General features: G+C 56.8%; 13 protein-coding genes. 9 read left to right on the top strand and 4 right to left on the bottom strand.

Annotated elements, in window-relative coordinates; all coding sequences use genetic code 11:
- Positions 1-23: 23 nt before the first annotated feature.
- Together OHL20_RS04845 and OHL20_RS04840 are read right to left on the bottom strand one after the other, a co-directional pair.
- The gene (locus OHL20_RS04845; RefSeq protein WP_263382075.1) at positions 24-821 is read right to left on the bottom strand and encodes a S1/P1 nuclease; all 798 of its coding nucleotides are present in this window, start codon (positions 819-821) and stop codon (positions 24-26) included.
- Positions 822-901: 80 nt separating this feature from the next.
- Positions 902-1714: an SGNH/GDSL hydrolase family protein gene (locus OHL20_RS04840; protein ID WP_263382074.1), complete on the bottom strand. Its 813-nt coding sequence runs from the start codon at positions 1712-1714 to the stop codon at positions 902-904.
- Positions 1715-2168: 454 nt separating this feature from the next.
- On the opposite strand from OHL20_RS04840, the gene OHL20_RS04835 reads away from it, so the two are divergent.
- The 4 genes from OHL20_RS04835 (at position 2169) to OHL20_RS04820 (ending at position 13486) form a co-directional block, all read left to right on the top strand.
- Positions 2169-3503: a hypothetical protein gene (locus tag OHL20_RS04835; RefSeq protein ID WP_263382073.1), complete on the top strand. Its 1335-nt coding sequence runs from the start codon at positions 2169-2171 to the stop codon at positions 3501-3503.
- Between the two features lie 399 nt (positions 3504-3902).
- A complete protein-coding gene (locus tag OHL20_RS04830; protein ID WP_263382072.1) occupies positions 3903-7355 on the top strand; it encodes a TonB-dependent receptor in 3453 nt (1150 codons plus the stop codon).
- A gap of 45 nt (positions 7356-7400) precedes the next feature.
- On the top strand, positions 7401-11417 hold the full coding sequence (locus tag OHL20_RS04825; protein ID WP_263382071.1) for an NHL domain-containing protein: 4017 nt from the start codon (positions 7401-7403) through the stop codon (positions 11415-11417).
- An 875-nt stretch (positions 11418-12292) separates the two neighbouring features.
- Entirely contained in the window at positions 12293-13486 is a 1194-nt protein-coding gene (locus tag OHL20_RS04820) for an ATP-binding protein (RefSeq protein WP_201759074.1), read from the top strand.
- A 144-nt stretch (positions 13487-13630) separates the two neighbouring features.
- Here the strand turns inward: OHL20_RS04820 and OHL20_RS04815 are convergent, their stop codons facing one another.
- Positions 13631-14362: an SDR family NAD(P)-dependent oxidoreductase gene (locus OHL20_RS04815; RefSeq protein ID WP_114205814.1), complete on the bottom strand. Its 732-nt coding sequence runs from the start codon at positions 14360-14362 to the stop codon at positions 13631-13633.
- Positions 14363-14847: 485 nt separating this feature from the next.
- Positions 14848-15186 carry a nuclear transport factor 2 family protein gene (locus OHL20_RS04810; protein WP_114205813.1) on the bottom strand — a complete coding sequence of 113 codons (339 nt, stop codon included), beginning with the start codon at positions 15184-15186 and terminating at the stop codon, positions 14848-14850.
- A gap of 598 nt (positions 15187-15784) precedes the next feature.
- Between OHL20_RS04810 and OHL20_RS04805 the strand changes: the two genes are divergently transcribed.
- The 5 genes from OHL20_RS04805 to OHL20_RS04785 all read left to right on the top strand — a co-directional run bounded on the left by OHL20_RS04805 (position 15785) and on the right by OHL20_RS04785 (position 19558).
- Complete coding sequence (locus tag OHL20_RS04805) at positions 15785-16474, top strand: helix-turn-helix domain-containing protein (protein WP_263382070.1); 690 nt, start codon at positions 15785-15787, stop codon at positions 16472-16474.
- Between the two features lie 101 nt (positions 16475-16575).
- Positions 16576-17325, top strand: coding sequence for an SDR family oxidoreductase (locus tag OHL20_RS04800; protein ID WP_263382069.1), 750 nt, complete (start codon positions 16576-16578; stop codon positions 17323-17325).
- A 103-nt stretch (positions 17326-17428) separates the two neighbouring features.
- Entirely contained in the window at positions 17429-17806 is a 378-nt protein-coding gene (locus OHL20_RS04795) for a VOC family protein (RefSeq protein ID WP_263382068.1), read from the top strand.
- Positions 17806-18879 carry a zinc-binding dehydrogenase gene (locus OHL20_RS04790; RefSeq protein ID WP_263382067.1) on the top strand — a complete coding sequence of 358 codons (1074 nt, stop codon included), beginning with the start codon at positions 17806-17808 and terminating at the stop codon, positions 18877-18879. Before OHL20_RS04795 ends, OHL20_RS04790 begins: the two co-directional genes overlap by 1 nt.
- 82 nt (positions 18880-18961) lie before the next feature.
- On the top strand, positions 18962-19558 hold the full coding sequence (locus OHL20_RS04785; RefSeq protein WP_263382066.1) for a nitroreductase family protein: 597 nt from the start codon (positions 18962-18964) through the stop codon (positions 19556-19558).
- Positions 19559-19576: the final 18 nt, after the last annotated feature.

The raw sequence follows: 19576 nt of genomic DNA, 5'->3' as shown, positions 1-19576 counted from the left end.
GCTGTTGGTCAGATATATTCGGGTCAGCCTATGAGGCGGTTGAGTAGATCGGCTAGCCGTAGCCCGCCCTCGTTTAACCGCAGTTCCACGATAGGCCACTTCTCCGTAGCGTAGTCCAACCCTAAGATCACAGGCGTCGTGGGATTCAGCGGCACCTCATTGTAAATATTGTGTTGTGCGATATAGAGATCCTCGAGTGCCCAATCGATAGGAGCGCCCTGCGGCGGCATCACATGTTCGGTCTTCATGACCGCGCTTGCGATCTTCTCTGCGCTTCCCCCATGAACATCGATGATGCCGTTGTCCCACATCGCATGCAGGCTCATCGTTTTTCCGCGAAACACCACCGGCATCTGCCCCGTGGCATTGGTGCCATGCAGTGGCTGATGCAAATCGCCCACGAGATGCACAATGTACTTGAGTGCTATCTCGCGCTGAGCGTCGGGGAGACTCGTATCTGCCAATTCTGCCCCATAGCGAGTCAAAGCGTCATCGGCACAAAAGTGACCGGGACAAGGATGCGGTCCGGCCGCACTCCCGTCGATTGGCAGGCGGATGGTATGGCTCGGGCTTCCTGGCAGTTGGTCGCGTTTTGCATCGTCCGCCCAACTCGCGATATCAGCCATGTGATGAGCACCCTCTACGGCTAGCAAACGACGGATCTCTACCTCAGCCTTGGGTGTCAGATGCGCCTCGGCAATATCGGCGACGACCGCATGACCGGTCTTGCCCCATCCCCACGCTCCGTGGGGTGTGGCGGTAAACACAAGTAAGACAGCGGCGGTGGTGAGTCTGAATCCATGGTGACGGGAGGTGCGCATATAAGGAGATTCCTTTCGCCAAAGACGATGAGAACAAGATAGTGTTTTCTCTGCGACTAGCCGACGATCTTCCGGCTCTGTCAGGGCTTGGGCATGGCCAACGATCTACGTATCGCATCTTCAGCGATCGGCGTCATCAGTTGGTAGCCTTCTGAGTTCGGATGCACTGCCCTGTCGAAAGCCAGTTCCTCCCGCATGCCGCCTTGCGCATTGGCCAGTGCGGGATAGTAGTTGCAGTAGACGAGATGCTCCCGCTCTGCAAGTTGCTGGAGCCATGCGTTGAGCGTGCGTACCGCTTCCGCTGGCTGGACCGTGGGCCGCCACGGCAGCGTCGAGGCAGGCAGCGTGGATGCGAGGATCACGCGGATGTGACTCGCCTTTGCGATCTCGACCATGGAACGGAAATTGTTTTGTATATCGGCCATCGATTCGTCGCCCGTGTTTCCTGCGATGTCGTTGATTCCTGCCAGAATAAGAACAGCCTCTGGATGCAGGGACACGACGTCCTGCTGAAAGCGCACCAGCATCTGCGGTGTCGTCTGGCCACTGATGCCGCGATTGAGGTATGGCTTGCCAGGAAAAAAGGCACCATCCTTGCGTCCCCACCGATCTGTAATGGAATCGCCCAAAAAGACCACGCGGTGCTCATCCAGGACAGGCGGAGGATAGACGGCATCCTCCGCACGATACCGTTCGAGATCGGCCCAGTCTTTCATCATCCGCCGATAGGAATGGGCCTGCTTGGCGGTCAGTGTCACGGTTTGATCAGCCACAGAGTCGGGCTGCGAGGCGACCGCTTCAGGTGCGGGGGCGGACTGTGCATGCGTGTGCAGGCAGAGAGATAAAGCAACGGTGCCCGCAAAGGCAAGCGTCCCACGAAGAAACACTGTCATAGCTCTCCTGTTTGCAACTCCAATTCCTTGGGGAGCGGCGATCGTCACTTCTGCCAGGCTAGTCTGCTCTCGACTCGTGCTACTACGTGAGCGGCAGGTGAAACACGGTGATTCTCATGGAGCACTTACGCTGATCGCGGCAATGCCACAAGAGCAGCTCGACTGTAGCGATCATTTATTCGTTGACATCTGAGAATCGGACCCAACACCTCGGCCGTACAAAGGCTTGCACTTGGACCTCTAAGTCCAGCAGGCCCTCGAATTCTATATAGTCTGACAACTTCTGCCAGCGTGAATCACGGTGTAAGGAGACGGCTCTATCGCTATATTGACGGGGCTGTCACAATGAGCCGCTGAATGCCGGGCTAGACTGATCGAAGCGCGACTACAGCGGATCGACCCTTCTACTGAAAGCTACAGAGACGGTCTCCCACCAGGACGAAGGAACACACGCGTGCCGAGCACCTTGCAGGAGCAGGAAATCACATCGGACGAGAGCAGCCCATGGTTGGAAGGCCTTGCCCGGATCATATCCAGCGAGAGCTTTGCCAAGTCGCCGCGGCTGTGTTCTTTCTTGTCTTATACTGTGGGGCGGTCGATCGAAGGCGACTATGAGAGCCTGACTGAACAACAGATCGGCATACATGTCTTCAACCGCTCCCCCGGCTACAACTCGAGCGACGATAACATCGTGCGCGGCACTGCTCGCTCGCTGCGTCAACGGCTCCTGACCTATTACCTCACCGAAGGTTCCGCTGACACGATGCGCATCGAGATCCCGAAGGGGGCCTACATCGCGCAGTTCATCGCCCAACCTCAGCTGAACTTGCTACCCATAGAGATTCCATCGGCCAACGTCGAAGAGTTACCCGCCTTACTTGGCATCGCACCCTCCGTGAGGTCATCTGCCTTGGCCGCATTTATCTCGACGCAAGCGCTCCGCTCAAAACAGTCACACTGGGCACTTGTTCTTGCCATCGTTGCAGGGCTGGTGCTTGCAGCAGAGGTTGCATGGCCTGTCGTTCACCAGCACTGGCTGACAACCCACAACCTTGGCGCACCACTTTGGAATACACTCTTCACCGCAGATCGCCCTACTCTGATCGTCACTGGCGACGCGGGTCTGAACATGTACGAGGTGCTCAGCAAACGGATCGTGGACCTCAACGCCTACACTCAGCAGAACTATCAGGATGATGCGTCCTCGCGGGACACGATGGTCAGCTCGCTGGGAACGCGCTTCTACACTCCCATGTCCGATTTGCACTTCGTCTCACGCATCGAGCGCCTCCCCCAGGCGAGCAACACGCATGTAGAAGTCCGCTTCGCCCGCGATGTCTCCCCTGGAGATCTGCGCGATAGTAATCTCATTTTGATTGGCACCCAAAGCTACAATCCCTGGGCGCAACTCTTCCAGACGGGTCCCACCCTGAAGATGCACTGGGATGTCGACCAGGATCTGTTCACCGTCGACAACCTCACCCCTCAGCCGGGCGAAAAGGCACGCTATCAATGGACGGTGAAGAATGGCGTGCAGGGTGGTCTCACACTTCTCTCGCTTACTGAGAACACGCAGGGGAGCGGCCGAGTGTTGCTGATTCAGGGCACCACGATGGTTGCAGTCTTTGCGGGGGCAGACTTTCTGCAGAACGATAAGCTCCTTCAACCGGTCCTCGACCGAGCGCGTCAGAAGGACGGCTCACTCCGCAACTTCGACGTGCTCCTGCAAAGCGATCTGATTCGAGAAGGTGTCAGCAACCTCCACGTGCTGGCCGCGCATATCCGCTAGCGCCTGTCTCTACAGCCGTGCCACGTTGATATCTCGGGCAAGCCTTCAACATGCAAGCCCGTTATCCAGACAGATCGGTCTGCAGGAACACTCGTCAAAGCGTGGCGGTTGCGCACCGCTTATATCTAGAAAATCTGGTAGAGATCCAAGGTCTGAGGGCGTATCCCAAGAACCAGTCTCGATCGCCGAGAAAATCAAACAACAAAATATAGCACTACTATATTGCGGCTTTGTTAGGGAATTAATAAGTGTTGCGGAGAAGGCTGAATCAGGAGTGTACGCACCGTGATTCACCTTGGCCACCGTTGTCCGCTGCGTGAAGGCTGTCTAGTGTCGAACTGTCAGCCCAAATCCAAGCTTAATTGCACCTAGGCTTTGAATGCATGGAGAACGCTCGTTATGCAACTCATCTCTACCTCCCCTTCACAGCCTGCATGGTTTCGCATACTTGGCTTATTGGTCATAGCTATAACAGTAGCGCTTGCTGTTCCCTCGGCTTGCGCTCAGTTCGACAGCGGCACAGTGAACGGAACGATAAGCGATCCCGGCGGAGCCACCGTCGCGGGAGCCACCGTCATATTGCACAATGTGGAGTTGAAGACCGATCTTACGCGCACAACCAACTCCCAGGGGCAGTATGTATTCCCGGATGTGCAGGCGGGAAGTTATACGATGACCGTCGACGCAGCCGGCTTTGCGCCATCGGTTACCAGGCAGTTCGATGTGGTGGTCTCGGCGAAAAAGCAGATCGACGTACCGCTTTCAATCGGCAAGACGAACTCGACCGTTACGGTGATGGTCGACAATCTTGGATTGCAGACCGAATCCGGAGAGCAGAGCACGACAATCGAGGGCAAGCATATCGTGAGCCTGCCGCTGAACGGTCGCGAGTACACGGATCTCGCGCTGCTGGCCCCCGGGGTTCAGGTGGGATCATTGCAAAATACCTCGGTTCAGCAACGGCGCGGGTCGATCGTGGTCAACGGTAATCGCTCGTCAGTGAACAATTTTCAGTTGGATGGTCTGGACAATAACTCATATCAGGAGGCCAACCAGGGCTTCAATAACCAGGCCGTTGCTGAGCAGGCCGACGCGGTGCAGGAATACACGATCATCACGAGCAACTTTCCGGCTGAGTACGGCCGCGCCGGCGGAGCGATCGTGAACGTGAAGACCAAGAGCGGCAGCGATCGGCCGCATGGCGGTGCCTTCGACTATCTGCGCAATACTGCGCTGAATGCTTATGGTCCGTTCTATGGCACTGGCAAGAAGCCCACGCTGGTGCAAAACCAGTTCGGAGGGACCTTCGGTTGGAGGATCCCGAAGGTGCGGGACATGTTCTTTTTCATTGACTATCAAGGACTGCGTCAGTCGACGCGCACCATCGAATCAGCGACTCTGCCCACGATGGATCAACGCAACGGCATTCTCTATAACGAGACCGGCACGCCGGTACCCGTCCAGAATCCGATGACCAGCAAAGAGTACACAACCGGCATCATTCCAAAGGCGGACTTCACGCCGTTTGCCGCGGCTGTACTGGCAGCGCTACCGGACCCGAGCGTCACGCAGAATCCCGGGCTGGGTGCTAACTTCGTCTCGCTGCAGCCAGGACATAACTTCAGCGACATTGGTGACATCCGGCTGGACAAGTACTTCGGCAACAAGCTGCAGACCTTCGTACGCGTCTCGAAACAGTCGCAACACATCCTCGCGCCCGAAAGTATTACGGGATCTGCGGGCGGCAACGGTTTCGGCCACGTAAGCGTATTGACCTCCAGTGGCGTGGCCGGCGCGACGTACGTTCTAACGGCTAACTCAGTACTGGATCTCCGCTTCGGCGTGACGACAACCAGTAGTGGCAAGGTTCCATACAACCAGGGCATGGCCAACTTCTATTCTCCCTATGGCATCCCCTATCCGGTCTCTCCACTCCTGCGCCCCTCCGGATTGAACACCCAGGACCTCCTTGACTTCAGCGGATTTGGCGTCGAGGCCACTGAGAACCAATTCTCAAGCCCCACCACCGATGACCTGAAGGGCAGCTATACGGTAGCCAAGGGCAAGCACAGCTTCAGCTTCGGGTACGAGTGGGAACATGTAAGCGAGGTTGTCGATCCCGGCTCGCCGTTGCTGGGGGTGGATACCTACAGTGGAGAGTTCAGTTATCTGAACTGCTGTGGCAAGCCCGCCAGTTCAATCGGAAGGCGGCAGTCGTACGCAATGGCCGACTTTATCTTCGGAGCCCGAGATACTTATGAGTTGAGTAACTACAGCGTCGACAAGGAGTATTTCGACTACGATTACGCCTACGCTGAAGACACGTGGAAGATCTTTCCGCGTCTGGTACTGAACTACGGACTGCGGTACGAGTTTTCTACCCCGGAACGCGCGAAGGGCCAGCCGCTGGTGAACTTCGATCCCACCACAAACGCCCTCGAACTCAGCAGCGGCGGCTCGATCTACAACGAGGCGTTGGTCAATCCAAAGTTGGATGACTTCGCGCCTCGGTTCGGCTTTGCGTATTCACTGCGCCCGAAGATCGTGCTGCGCGGAGGCTACGGACTAAGCTTCATCCAGTTCAACCGCTATGGGTCCGAGTCGGATCTGTTGAGCAATCCTCCCACGACGATCGAGACAACCGTCACCCAGTCGGCGCCCTTCGCAGCCACGTCTCCAGAGGCGGCGTGCCCAAACGGCAGCGAGTCGCTCGCCTGCTTTCGGACGACGATGCAGGGTTATCCAAGTAGCGCTCTCTCCTCGCAGAATTTCTCAACGGCCACCAGCGCGGTCTACTACATCCCACGCCATAGTGCACCGGGTTACGTGCAGAGCTATTCGCTGGGAGCGCAGGTAGAGTTGGATAAAGACACGCTCCTCAACGTCTCCTACGTCGGAACGCATGGTGTCCATCTCCGCGTACTTGCCGACTATAACGAGGGGACACCGCAGCTTGCAGGAAGTTCGGTTCCGCTCAATTACACGGCGGCCAGTCCTATAACGCGCCGTCCACTGCAGAACTTCACAGACATTCATGAGAGTGACTCGGCAGGCTTCCTGCGATACAACTCGCTGCAGGCCAACCTAACGCATCGCTCTAATGGCGGCCTTTTTTTCACAAACTCCTTTACCTGGTCGCATGCGTTCGATAACGCATCAGCATCGCTTGAAGAAGCGAACGGCGACAACGAATTTATCTCTTTGCGCAATCCACACTACAACGATGGAACCTCCGGTTACGACCAGCGCTGGAACGACTCGTTGGGTGCAGTCTGGAAGATCCCCTACAAGAGCAGGCTGCACAATCGTATGGTGCGCCAGACGCTCTCGAACTGGACGCTTACCACGATTACGCGCCTCAACGCGGGCCTTCCGATCAACATCTACTACACCCCGGCCGACAACGATCTCACCAGCGACCTGGTGACCTATCGGCCCAACCTGAACGGCTCCGTAAAGAATGTTATAAATCCTCGTCGCCAGTGGACCTACAACCCGGCATCGGGCTATGGGAATGTGCTCGCCGGAACTTCAGGTAATCCTGACGGAACCTCGGTCACGGTACCAACAGCAGCTTCCGCCGGCGGCACCACTCCCTATGGGAACATTGCACGCAATGTAATCCGCGGACCCCGCTACCTCAATGCGGATCTGGGCTTGCAGAAGAGCTTCCCCCTGCAAGAGTCGCTGCGGCTGCAGTTCCGGTGCGAGGCTTTCAACGTTACAAATCACACCAACTTCAAGACGCCGAACAGCGATCTGTCCAGCAGCACGTATGGTGACTTTGTTCCGGGTTATAGCAGTGTTTATCCCTCTCGGCAGATCCAGCTCGCGGTTCGTCTCGACTTCTAAAGCTTCGCATCACTCTCTACTTTTTCTGCCAAAGGTCATACTCCGATGAGACTCACGATTCTTCGCCGTCTTGCGCAATACAGCGGCTCTATCCTCGTTCCTGTGCAGGCAACTTTGTCTGTCATGCTGCTCGCTTTGCTGGCGCCAACTGTCTCGGCGCAGTCAACACCTGCGGCACAGTATGTGCCGATGGTGACGACTTATGCAGGCGGCGCAGTTGTGCCACTTTGTAGCGGTGCGACCGATACGTATGGAGATGGGTGCGTATCGACTCAGACCATTCTCAACGGCCCCACGACCGGTGAAGCTGACGCGGCTGGCAACCTGTACTTTGCGGACTTCGGCGATAACGTCATCCACCGCATGGACATCAACACGGGCGTGATGACAGTCGTCGCCGGCCAACTCTATGCAACGGGAGCTACCGCGCCCTCTGTATGCGCCACCGCGACCGACTCGCTGGGCGATGGCTGCCTGGCGACGCAGGCGGTCTTCAATGCGCCACGATGTGTACGCTTCGATCGTGACGGAGACATGGTCATCGCAGACGTGGTCAACCAGGTCATCCGACGTGTCGACCACACGACTGGCATCATCACAGTGCTGATGGGTCAGCCAGGCACGGCCAAACGGATCGTTCCAAACAACGCTAAACCCACCACTCCGCTGACTACCTCTCTCGATAACCCGTACATCTTCATGTTCGATCCGGCAGGTAACATGTTCGTCTCGAACTCCACTGGCGACACCGTGCTGATGGCGGCAGCAATCAACGGTGTGATTGACCCGAATAACAGCGAGGTGTACGGCGTAGCAGGTACGGGAGCAGCCGCGGCAAGCCCTGCAGCAGACGGCAACGGTGGACTTGCCACCTCGTCCAAGCTCCTCACGCCGCGTGGTCTGGCCCTCGACTCTGCTGAAAACGTCTACATCGGCGACTACGGCGACGAGCAGGTGCGGCAGGTGACCTCACCCGGTGCCAACGGGCAGTTCACGCTAGCAAACATCAATGCGGGCCTGATCACGAATCTGGTGGGCACAGGCACAGTGGGCACAACCGGCGACGGTGGCATTGGAACCAGCGCCGAGACTGCCTCACCGCAAGGACTAGGCTTCGATAACGCGGGTACGCTCTACATCGAGCAGTACAGCAGCGGAAACGACTACATCCGTAACTTCAACATCCTGACCGGCGTGGTCAATGCCTTCGCAGGCACCGGTGCCGCGAGTGAAACGGGCGACGGTGGACCGGCGGCAACTGCAACCTTCTTCACTCCCACAGGGATCAAGGCCAACATCGGCGGACGCCTGACCGTCTTCGACACGTCAAACAATCGCGTCCGCAATATCTATCCGACGCCATTCTTTGAACCCGTTATGGTTGGGACTTCGGCTTCGCAAAATGCCGAGTTGCAGGCGGTTGCAGCGTTTACGCCCTCGACCGTGAGAGTCACCGGTAAAGAGTTCACCCTCGGTACACTTTCAGGCTGCAGCCTGGGTGCGGCGCTTTCGGCTAACGCCTACTGCACGATTCCGCTCACCTTCACGCCCAAGGGACCCGGCCTGCGTACCGCGCAACTCGCGGTAATTGACTCCAACAACAGCGTGTATCTCGATCCGGTGCAGGGCATCGGCCGCGCACCGGCGGCAGCTTTTTACGGCGCTCCCATCACGACGATTGCCGGAAACGGGAACCCAGGCAACAGCGGCAATGGTTCCGCACCTGCGTCAGCGACGGTCAATGCACCGCAGGGAGGCACGTTCGATGGACAGGGCAACTACTTCTTCGCGGACACCGGCAACAACGTGGTGCGCGAGATAACCACGTCTACAGGAAACATTTCGGTTGTCGCTGGCAACGGCAGCGCAGGCTACGGTGGCGACGGCTCTGCCGCGACCGCCGGCCAACTGAATGGACCCACCGGCGTAGCGGTTGACGCCGCCGGTAATCTCTTCATCTCTGACTCGAAGAACAATCGCATTCGCGAAGTCTCCGCCGCGACGACTCTGCTCTCCACCATCGCAGGTACAGGCGCCTCGGGTTACGCAGGCGATAACGGCTATGCGGCCTCCGCTACGTTGAACAATCCAACCGGCATCGCACTGGACAACACCGGCGTCCTCTATGTGGCCGACACAGGCAACCATGCCTTGCGGGCCTTCAGCACCCATAACGGCATAGTGGTGACGTTGGCAGGCACCGGAAGACAGGGCTACGCAGGCGACGGCAGCGTCCCGCAGCTTGCCTTGCTCAATGCGCCGAGTGCAGTCGCCATCGATCTAAACGGCAACATATTCGTTGCGGACACAGGCAATGCAGTGATCCGCAAAGTCACACCGATCCTTGCAGGCATTATCAACTTCCAGGGCTCCATCTCGACCTACGCGGGCGTGACCGGCGGCTCCTCCAACAGTGGAGACGGCGGACCAGCCATCTCAGCGGACCTGCTGACGCCTACGGGTGTCGCGACCGATGCAGCCGGCGATCTTTATATCGCTGCCGGTAACCAGGTGCGGATGGTCGCGCCGAGTGGCACGATCACCACGATCGCAGGTAGAAATGGGCCCGGCAGCTATAGCGGCGAGGGAGCGAGTGCGGTGGCAGCTCTAATCCCTGGACCGGCGCAGTCGTTGGCGGTGGACCCGATTGGAAATGTATACCTGTCCGACACTGCCGGGAATCGCATCCTCTCCATCGCGGGCTCCGCCGCCGCGGCCATCCCCTTCGGCTACCAGGTGATAAACACCGCGAGTAGTCCGCAGAGCGTGACCCTGTATAACCCAGGCAACCAGACATTGGCGCTCTCGAGCATGAGTGCATCCACCGGCTATGCGCTCTCGGGTAGTGGTGCAGCGGCTTGCAGCACAACGACAATGCTTGCGGCAGGTGCCTCGTGCGTGCTGACTGTCACCTTCACCCCATCGTCGCTTGCGAACTCCACGGGACAGATTACGCTCACCGACAACGCACTCAACGACCCAGGCTCCACGCAGACAGTCGCGCTCAGCGGCACGGGTGTCGCTCATCTCAACACGACGACCACCGTTGTAACCTACAGCCCTATCGCCCCGGTCTACGGGCAGACCATCACGTTGACCGCAACCGTGACGGGACCAACCACGCCAACCGGCACGGTGAGTTTTGTAGTGAACGGCAGATCGGCGACTGCTGTGACGCTCAATGCCAACGGACAGGCAAGTCTGCAGATCGCTCCCAGTACGGGCGCAGCGACGATCACAGCGAACTACCTCGGCGATATGAAGAACGCCAGCAGCACGGGTTCGGTAAGTTTCATGGTCGCGCCGGCTGTGCTCACCGTCACCGCAGCCAACCAATCCATCTACCCAACGCAAGCGCTCCCGGCACTGACCTACGCAATTACGGGCTTCGTGAGCAATGATACGGTAGCCACGACCGTCACCGGTACTCCGATACTTTCGACCACCGAGACGACCGCATCGTTGGCAGGGTCGTATCCAATCACAGTCACTCAGGGAACGCTCGCAGCCACCAACTACAGCTTCAGCACCGTCAGCGGCGTGCTCACATTGCTTCCTCCTATGTTCTCGCTCAGCGCCTCTCCTGCGTCACTCAGCATCGCCTCCGGCCAGGTGGGCTCCACCACAATTACGCTGACTCCCTCGCCCGGCTACACAGGAACCGTCACCCTGAGCTGCGGCACTCTACCCTCCGACGTGATCTGCACATTCAATGCATCGACAATCGCAGTAGATCCCAGTGGCGCCCAGACCACTCAGCTCACAATCTCCACAAACAATCGTTCCGAGGTCGCATCGATTGGAGCGATGCCCCATGGTGGTCCGGTTGAAATCGTCTTGGGCGTGCTTTCCCTCTTCGCGCTGCCCTGGGCGGCAAAGCGGCGGGGAGTGCTGAGCGGGATCACCTCCCTGATGCTGTTCGCCGCGTTGTTCGCTTCAATTACCGGCTGTGCTCCGCCTTCGCAGAAGGCATCCTCGTCAACCGGAAGCATCACAATTACCGCAACAGATCTGACGTCAAGAGTCGCACGTAGCGCTGCGCTTGGCCTCACGATCCAGTAAGCAATAAGCTTGGCATCATCCTCAATAAACCGACGGATCCTTTGCTTCGGAGGGCCACAGAACGATGCGGTTCCGGCGCAACGGCTTGGAGGCCGATTGACGAGCAGCTGCCGCGTGAGCACTTAGGAGAGCGCTGATGTCGCCAGATTCAAGATCGCACCGCAGCTTTGTTTATTTAGGTAAAAAGCGACGTCAACAGCCTGGCTTGGGGTGTCTTTAGGATTGTGTCTTCGCGGATATCGTTTTGCTCTTGCCATCTCGGAGTAGATAGAGATACCTGTTGCACCTACAGCCTCTGTAATGAAGGCTGTCCACTGCGCGGACAAGTCGAAATGTGCCGTGTGTAGACGCTGACTGTTTGCTTGCGTAACGAGAAGACCCGAGTGTCCAGCATTCATCACAGCATACTTGGCAGTTGCAATCCACTTGCAAGTTCTCAAAAGGTATCTAAGTCGTTCATTCTAATGTGGTGGCCAGAGACGGGATCGAACCGCCGACGCCGGCCTTTTCAGGGCTGCCTTCCAAGTATGCTAAGCGGTTTAGGATCAATGGAAGTTGTTGATGGGATGGGTGTTACAGGAAATTGTTTTGGGCCTGGATGGGACCATTTGGGCTCATTTCGCTTCCTCTGTGTACGCTATTTGTACGTCGACCCAGTGTTTAGGAGGCGTTCCGTAGTTCTGGGCCAAGGCGAATCCCCCTTGGATTTCGGTGGTGATTGGTTGCCGGGACTGGGGCGATAGGCTTTCAACCTCTCCGATTTGGCCGGGCTCCTAATCCGAATCGGACGGACTGCTAATCCGGATTAGACGCTACAATAATCCGAGATGGTCGACGCCAATTTCCAATTCGTTCAGAGATTCGCAGCACGCCGTGTGGCCACTGCCCTCACTGACACTCCCGTGGTTATGCTGATAGGACCACGACAGTGCGGCAAGACGACGCTTGTCCAACAGTTCGCCGATAAGGACCGCGAGTATGTGACCTTGGATGACGACACGGTGCTTGAAGCCGCTCGCAACGATCCCGCTGGCTTTGTCCGTGGATTCGATCTGGTCACCATCGACGAAGTGCAAAGAGCCCCGGAACTTCTGAGAGCCATCAAGAGATCCGTTGATAACGACCGCAGAGCAGGCCGTTTCCTGCTGACGGGATCTGCCAACATTCTCACTCTTCCTCAAGTGTCCGAGAGCCTTGCAGGCCGCATGGAAATCGTAAACCTGATGCCGATTTCCAGAGCCGAAACACTCGGCAAAGAGCCCAGCTTCCTGAAGATGGCATTCAATGGCAAGTTGGTGAAGCCAGGGCCGGATATCGAAGGCGATCAGCTTGTCCATGCGGTGCTAGTAGGCGGCTACCCGGAGATGCTGCGAAGAGAAGACTTTCGGCGACGTCAGGCTTGGGCTCGCGACTATGTGAAGGCGATCGTACAGAGGGATGTGCGGGATATTGCGGAAGTAGAGAAGCTGGATCAGTTGCCGCGCCTGCTCCAGGTACTTGCCCACCAGTCCGGGCAGCTTACCAACTTCACTCAAATCGGCGGACAGATCGGGATGGACGACAAGACGACGAGAAAATACACCGGCATCCTTGAACAGCTCTTTCTCGTGCAGCGGGTCTCCCCGTGGTTCCGCAATGAACTGAAGAGACTGATCAAGACCCCAAAATTGCATTTTGTCGACTCTGGGTTGCTTGCCACCTTGCTGGCATTGACTACTGAGCAGATAGCAAAGGACCGCTCAACGTTTGGTGCGTTGCTGGAAACATTTGTATTTGCCGAAGTCATGAAGCAGATCACATGGTCCGACGAAGGCTATACGCTCCATCACTATCGGGATAAGGATCAGGATGAGATTGACATCGTCGTAGAGGATGAACACGGCGCACTAGTCGGTGTTGAGGTCAAAGCAAGCGCAACCGTCCACGCGAGCGACTTCAAAGGGATCAAAAAGCTGTTGGACATTTGTGGTGATGACCTGAAACTTGGAATCGTAATGTACGACGGAACGAAGGTGGTCCCTTTCGGGGATCGCCTATTCGCCGCTCCTATATCTTGCCTGTGGGTTTGACGCCTCCATGCAATGGAACTGCCAAATCCTAAGTTATTGACGGGAAAGCAGTTAGAAACTGGCAAAACCGGCACTGACGCCTTTATTTCCTGCGTCTAGTCAGAGCCTGCTAGTCACCAAGCAACTCCACTTGCATGGAGGGGCTTAAATCTGCGCGGCTCCACCATCCACAAATAGTTCGACGCCGTTGACAAAGCTCGAGTCGGCAGACGCCAGAAAGAGTGCGACGGACGCAATCTCTTCCGGGCGCCCCAGTTCACCGCGCGGCACCCTTGATCTGAAACGCTCTTTGACGTCCGGCCCGAAAGGATCGAGCACAGGAGTGTCGATGGTGCCGGGGCTGAGAACATTTACTCGAATACCCCGGTCTTTTAGCTCGACTAGCCAAGTACGGGCAAACGCGCGAATGGCCGCCTTGCTGGCACCGTACGTACCGAGGGCGGGCGAACTCTTGATGCTGGCGATCGATCCATTCATAATGACTGATCCCTTGTCGTTGAATAGCGGTAGGGCCTTTTGAACCGTGAAAAGAGTTCCTCGCACATTCAGATTGAACGTTTTATCAAAATGTTCCTCGGTCACATCCTCCAGTTTCGCTAACTCGCCTACACCGGCGCTGGCGAAGAGAATATCGATCTTCCCCTTCTCTCGCGCTACAGTCGTGTAGAGCCGATCAAGGTCGCTCAGATTGGCGGCATCACCTTGTACGCCCGTGACGTTCTTTCCAATTTCCTGTACGGCCTCATCTAGCTTCGCCTGCCGCCGACCTGTCACGAAGACGTAAGCTCCCTCCTCGACGAAGAGCTTCGCCGTAGCGAGTGCCATACCGGAAGTCGCTGCAGTGATGACTGCCACTTTTCCTTCAAGTTTTCCCATACCTTGTTACGCACCGTTCCTTCTGTAAATGACCCCGTCAAAACCGTATCGATAAGATGTTCTGCGAGGGCAGGCATCGGCTTCCGCGAGTTCCCATACTTCTTTCGGGCAGGCCCTATACCGAGCCAGCGATCTTGTGCTTCACCTGGCAGCATATTAGCCACTGCCACGGCGATGACGACGATCTCACACATTCGCAGATCCTATGGTCCTGTAAGCCAGCCAACACAAATCTGTCTGCCTTCAGATCATCTGCTGCTACCGTTCATTTGAACGCCGCACGAAGCAGACCGCGTGCTCAATGCGGCTGTCCCGTGTCCATAGGTCTGCAAGAATCCCCGGGATTCAGCATTCGCTCTGTGCGGTCGGCAGGATGCCGCTCTCCGCCCTCATAGGACGAACCTTCCGAGTATTCAAGGCACTCGCAGCCATCAGGGAGTACTTCGGCCCCTCTTGTTGAGGAGCCGGAGCACCAAATTGTGACACTAGCCAATCTTTGCAATCTGCAAAGGATCGCCGAAGTAGATTTGAAGGCGGCGGACCTGGATGCGCCAGCCTTCTGAAGTGCGAATGAGTTGGTCGTGGAAGGCGCCGGAGGCGTTGTAGTGAACGTTAAAATCGTTCTCCTTCTTGCCGCGGTGCGTCGCAAAAAAGTCGGTCCGCGCCCTCGCGGGATCCCCTGTGAGAGTCACGATTGGCAGTCTCAACATATGTTGCCAATTCGAAAATCCGCTCATGCTGCTAGGTATTGTCCCGTCTCCGCGTATCCACTTGGCGAGGTCATGGTAGGAACCCTTCGTTCCGCCTGCGGCACTATAGTCTATCCGGCATGATCAACTCCTCGCTGTGCTTGGCTTACTGAAGATGCTCGACAAAGTCCTTTGCGAGACAAGAACCCATGAGTGCCCTATAAGATGGCGCAGTCTACGCACCTCGCGTGTCCGAAGATGTAGGGACGAGGCCATTACCAACGCTTGCTTACATTCCGAGGGGACACGCCTCGACGTCGTTCTGACATATGGGGAAGCATTTGGACTCCAAGTGTCCAAGTGAAGGGTGATGGCACCGGCATGAACTCAGAGTTCGTCAGAGAGGGGCGTCTCGGACACTATGGTTTAGCTGGAATGCGAGAACGAACGCGTTTCCTGAATGCTGATCTGGCATTCACGGCTTCACCTGGAAATGGCACTGAAGTGCTGCTTCGCGTGCCCCGTTCGAGTCTCTTGGAGAATGCACGACCTTCGATCTGGGTCCGTTTCGCTCGACTCATCCGCGCAGAGTGAGACTGACCTGGTCAAACCTATAGAAATCTATAGGCAAAACCTCAAGTTTGTGTGGTTTTAGACAAACCGCGTGAAGCCTACCTTCACATAAGAGCCATTGATTCCCACGGGGAACGGTGAGCTCAGAAGTGAGGTAGGCATGGCCGAATGCAGACATCACCAGGTCGCCAATTCCATTGTGCCGGCCCAGAAGAGAAAGCTCTTCCTGATACACGACGCCTCGCGCAGACCGTCGCGGCTTGCGATGGTGCATCGCGCCGGCGCGAACGCTTTGCTTCCAGGACCGGCTTGGGTCGAGCAGGATGGAAAACGTGTACGCATTCGCCTTCTCGACCCCGGCGCCGAATCATTCATTACCGACGAGACCAGTGAAGAAGCAACGGTCGCTCCAGCTTGCGTTCCTCCCGCTCAGCTAGCAGAAGACGGCCTCTCTCCATCGCAATTTCGCCGTGTACTCGCCTTCATAGGCGATCGCCTGAGCCGCAACCTCACACTGTCCGAATTAGCCCGCGAGGCAGGCTTGAGTGCCGCGTACTTCTCGCAGAGATTCAAATGTTCGACCGGTACGTCACCTCACCAGTACTTGTTGCGGCTCCGAATCTGCAAGGCGAAGACTCTCCTCGAAGAATCAGAGTCTCCCATTATCGATATCGCTGCCGAATGCGGATTTCAAACGCAGCAACACTTCGCTAGGATCTTCAGGCGGCTCACGCGCACTACCCCTACCGAATACCGGCGTCAGCGCCAGCGGTCCGACTACGCTTCGGTGGCTCCTACCCTTCTTGATCGCCGTCACATCCTTTCCCAGGTCTACCGAACGCCTGTTTGAAGCGGGCCGCTGAAAAGCGGAAGTTTGGACACGCTACCGGGGAGCCCCGTTCATCCATAGAGAGGCACGGTTAGGACTTCGGACGATCGAAAGGAATGAACATGGGACGACTCAGTGGTAAAACGGCTTTGATTACAGGCGGCAATAGCGGAATCGGACTCGCAACGGCCAAGCTGATGGCGCAAGAGGGTGCGAAGGTCTTCATTACGGGACGTCGGCAGGAAGCTCTCACCAGTGCTCTCAATGAGATCGGCCCACTTGGTGTTGGCATTCAAGGGGACGTATCTAAGATTGCCGACCTCACCCGCCTCGCTGCTGAACTGACGGCGCAGAAGGTCAAGCTGGACATTCTCTTTGCGAATGCGGGTGCAGGAACCGTTCTTCCCATTACGGATGTGACAGAAGAACACTACTACCAGATCTTCGACACAAACGTGAAGGGAGTCGTCTTCACAGTTCAAAAGCTGTTGCCAGTCATGAACGACGGCGGTTCGATCATCCTGAACTCATCCATTACCGAGAGCAAAGGCATGGAAGCCTTCAGCATGTATTCCGCATCGAAGGCCGCTGTGCGGAATTTTGCTCGAGGATGGGCTAACGATCTCAAGCCCCGAAAGATACGGGTCAACGCGATCAGCCCGGGTGTCGTGATCACCCCTGGTTACAACGGACTGGGCATGAACGACGATCAGCTCAAAGAGTATGCCGCGCAATCCTCCGCGAAGACGCCGGCAGGACGTACAGGACAGCCCGAGGAGATCGCCAAAGCCGTGCTGTTCTTGGCATCCGACGATAGCAGTTTTGTGAACGCAGAGAACCTCACTGTCGACGGCGGTTTCTCGCTGGTCTAGTGAAGCGTTCTGAACGGTGCCTCGTTGCTGGGCACCATTATCAACGAAGTGGTCTCAATGAGACGCAGCCACTCTAGACCGGTCATCAGCATAGGAGCATGTAATGCGGGTTCTGCAGCAAGCGATACGTATCTACACCGAGCGAAACCAGTGGGAGACAGCGATTCAGTTTTATGAAGTCCTTCTAGGAGTTCAATGCGAACGACGAGTGCACATCGCCGAGACGAACGTAGAGGCGGCAAAGGTCGGGGGCGTTCTTATCCTTGCTGCCGATCAAAAGATGCTCGACGAGCTCCGCCTTGTGAACGCTGTCTACTACGTCGATTCGCTCGATGAAAGCTTTAGTTGGCTCAAAACGAACGGGGCGGAGATTCTTCACGAACCGGAGACCGTAACGGGCGGAAGAAATTTCACGGCCCGTCATTCCGACGGGCTGGTTGTCGAATATTTCGAACCAGCCAGGAAGAAGGAGAACGCCTGATGAAGTCGTGGAAGATTGACCGCTTGGGCGGCAAACTCAGTTTCGTTGACGTTCCTATTCCGGAAGTTCGTCCTGGAAGTGTGCTGGTTCGTGTTCAGTCGCAAGCTCTCATGTCCTATCTGAAGCCATACGTGGAGGGCAAGCTGCCGGCCTACCGCGCGCCTGAAGATTTCACCCCGGGTGGTAACGCGATCGGAACGGTCGAGTGTGTCGGTGCGGATGTCTGGCACCTCAAGAAGGGCCAGAAAGTAGTGACGTCGAGTCACCTTGTCGCACGGGAGAATGTACCCGAGCCAGGACAAATTTTGATCGGAGTAACATCTCCGGGAGGTATCGGAGATGCCCTCCAAGGCTCTTGGAAGGACGGGACTCTTGCGGAGTACGTTCTCCTGCCCGCGCAGGTCGTCACGCCAATCGACGGGCTCGATCACTATGACTTCCCGCAACTGACTGCCATCACCCGCTGCATCGTTCCGTTTGGAGGATTGACACGGGGAAGACTCCAAGCGGGAGAGACGGTGGTGGTGAACGGTGCCAGTGGTGCTTACGGGAGCGCGGCAACTCTCGTCGCCCTTGCAATGGGGGCGAGTCGCGTGGTCGCGGCTGGCCGCAGCAAGGAAACGCTCGATAAGCTAGCCAAGGCTGGAGGCGAACGAGTGATTCCCGTTGTCCTCACTGGCGATGTGACGAATGACACCGAGGCTTTGCGAAGCGCTGCCAACGGCGGCGCCCATTTAGCTTTCGATCAAGTAGGAAACGCCAAGGACCCTAATTCAACGCTAGCGGCCCTTGGTTCACTTTATCGCTGGGGGCGCATCGTCCTCATGGGCAGCAGCGCCGTTCCTATTCCGATCAACTATCTCCAGATGATGTTTAACAACTGGGAGATCATCGGAAACTTCATGCACCCCCAAGGGGCGTACCTGCCCCTTCTGTCGTTGGTTCGATCCGGCCAACTAGACCTCAAGCCGATCCAACCAAAAGTCTTCTCGTTGCCCGACCTGGAACCCGCAATGGAGTACGCGGGCAAAGCGGGCAGCCTGGAATTGACTGTGGTTACTTCCAGCAACTAGGCGTAACAAACGCAAGCCCACTTGCCTGTCTGGGCCTTGGAGTGAAGGCCTCAATCTCAGCAACAGGTTGTCAGGAGTGAAGATGCCCGCTGAAAACGGACGCAGCACAGAGTATCCGATCGATCCGATGTTCTTGGACCGCTGGTCACCGCGCTCCTTCACCGGGGAAGCAATTGCCGAGGCTGAACTGCTCACTATGCTGGATGCCGCGCGTTGGGCGGCGTCTTGCTACAACATCCAGCCCTGGCGTTTTATCTACGCTCTGCGAGACTCCCCGGCGTGGACCAAACATCTCGATCTACTCGTGCCTTTCAATCAACTATGGGCGAAAGATGCTTCAGCCCTTGTGTTCTTTGTTTCCAACTCGATCATGAGGATGCCAGGGGCTGAAACCGATAGTCCATCCGTCACTCACTCATTCGACGCAGGCACAGCATCGGGCTACATGGCTTTGCAAGCACGCAAACTTGGTTGGTTCGCGCATGGAATGGGGGGCATTGACCGGGAGCGTGCGGTGAAGGAACTCAACGTTCCAGAAGGTTTCAAAGTTGAGGCGGCCTACGCGATAGGTCGGCTAAGTAACCCCGAGAAACTTCCCGAGGGGCTAAGAAAGCTGGAACATCCGAATGATCGCCTGCCTCTCGCGCAGATCGCGTTCGAAGGTGAATTCAAGCGATAACGATGTCGCTGGCAGGTG

Origin of the sequence: Granulicella arctica (assembly GCF_025685605.1) — a bacterium.
Taxonomy (GTDB): domain Bacteria; phylum Acidobacteriota; class Terriglobia; order Terriglobales; family Acidobacteriaceae; genus Edaphobacter; species Edaphobacter arcticus.
The sequence above is the reverse complement of the archived record's forward strand: the minus strand, read 5'-3'. Positions and strand labels throughout refer to the sequence as shown.

Coding starts and splice junctions, on each gene's coding strand:
- OHL20_RS04845 (WP_263382075.1), bottom strand. CDS start 821: ATGCGCACCTCCCGTCACCATGGATTCAGACTCACCACCGCCGCTGTC.
- OHL20_RS04840 (WP_263382074.1), bottom strand. CDS start 1,714: ATGACAGTGTTTCTTCGTGGGACGCTTGCCTTTGCGGGCACCGTTGCT.
- OHL20_RS04830 (WP_263382072.1), top strand. CDS start 3,903: ATGCAACTCATCTCTACCTCCCCTTCACAGCCTGCATGGTTTCGCATA.
- OHL20_RS04825 (WP_263382071.1), top strand. CDS start 7,401: ATGAGACTCACGATTCTTCGCCGTCTTGCGCAATACAGCGGCTCTATC.
- OHL20_RS04815 (WP_114205814.1), bottom strand. CDS start 14,362: ATGGGAAAACTTGAAGGAAAAGTGGCAGTCATCACTGCAGCGACTTCC.
- OHL20_RS04805 (WP_263382070.1), top strand. CDS start 15,785: ATGGCCGAATGCAGACATCACCAGGTCGCCAATTCCATTGTGCCGGCC.
- OHL20_RS04800 (WP_263382069.1), top strand. CDS start 16,576: ATGGGACGACTCAGTGGTAAAACGGCTTTGATTACAGGCGGCAATAGC.
- OHL20_RS04795 (WP_263382068.1), top strand. CDS start 17,429: ATGCGGGTTCTGCAGCAAGCGATACGTATCTACACCGAGCGAAACCAG.
- OHL20_RS04790 (WP_263382067.1), top strand. CDS start 17,806: ATGAAGTCGTGGAAGATTGACCGCTTGGGCGGCAAACTCAGTTTCGTT.
- OHL20_RS04785 (WP_263382066.1), top strand. CDS start 18,962: ATGCCCGCTGAAAACGGACGCAGCACAGAGTATCCGATCGATCCGATG.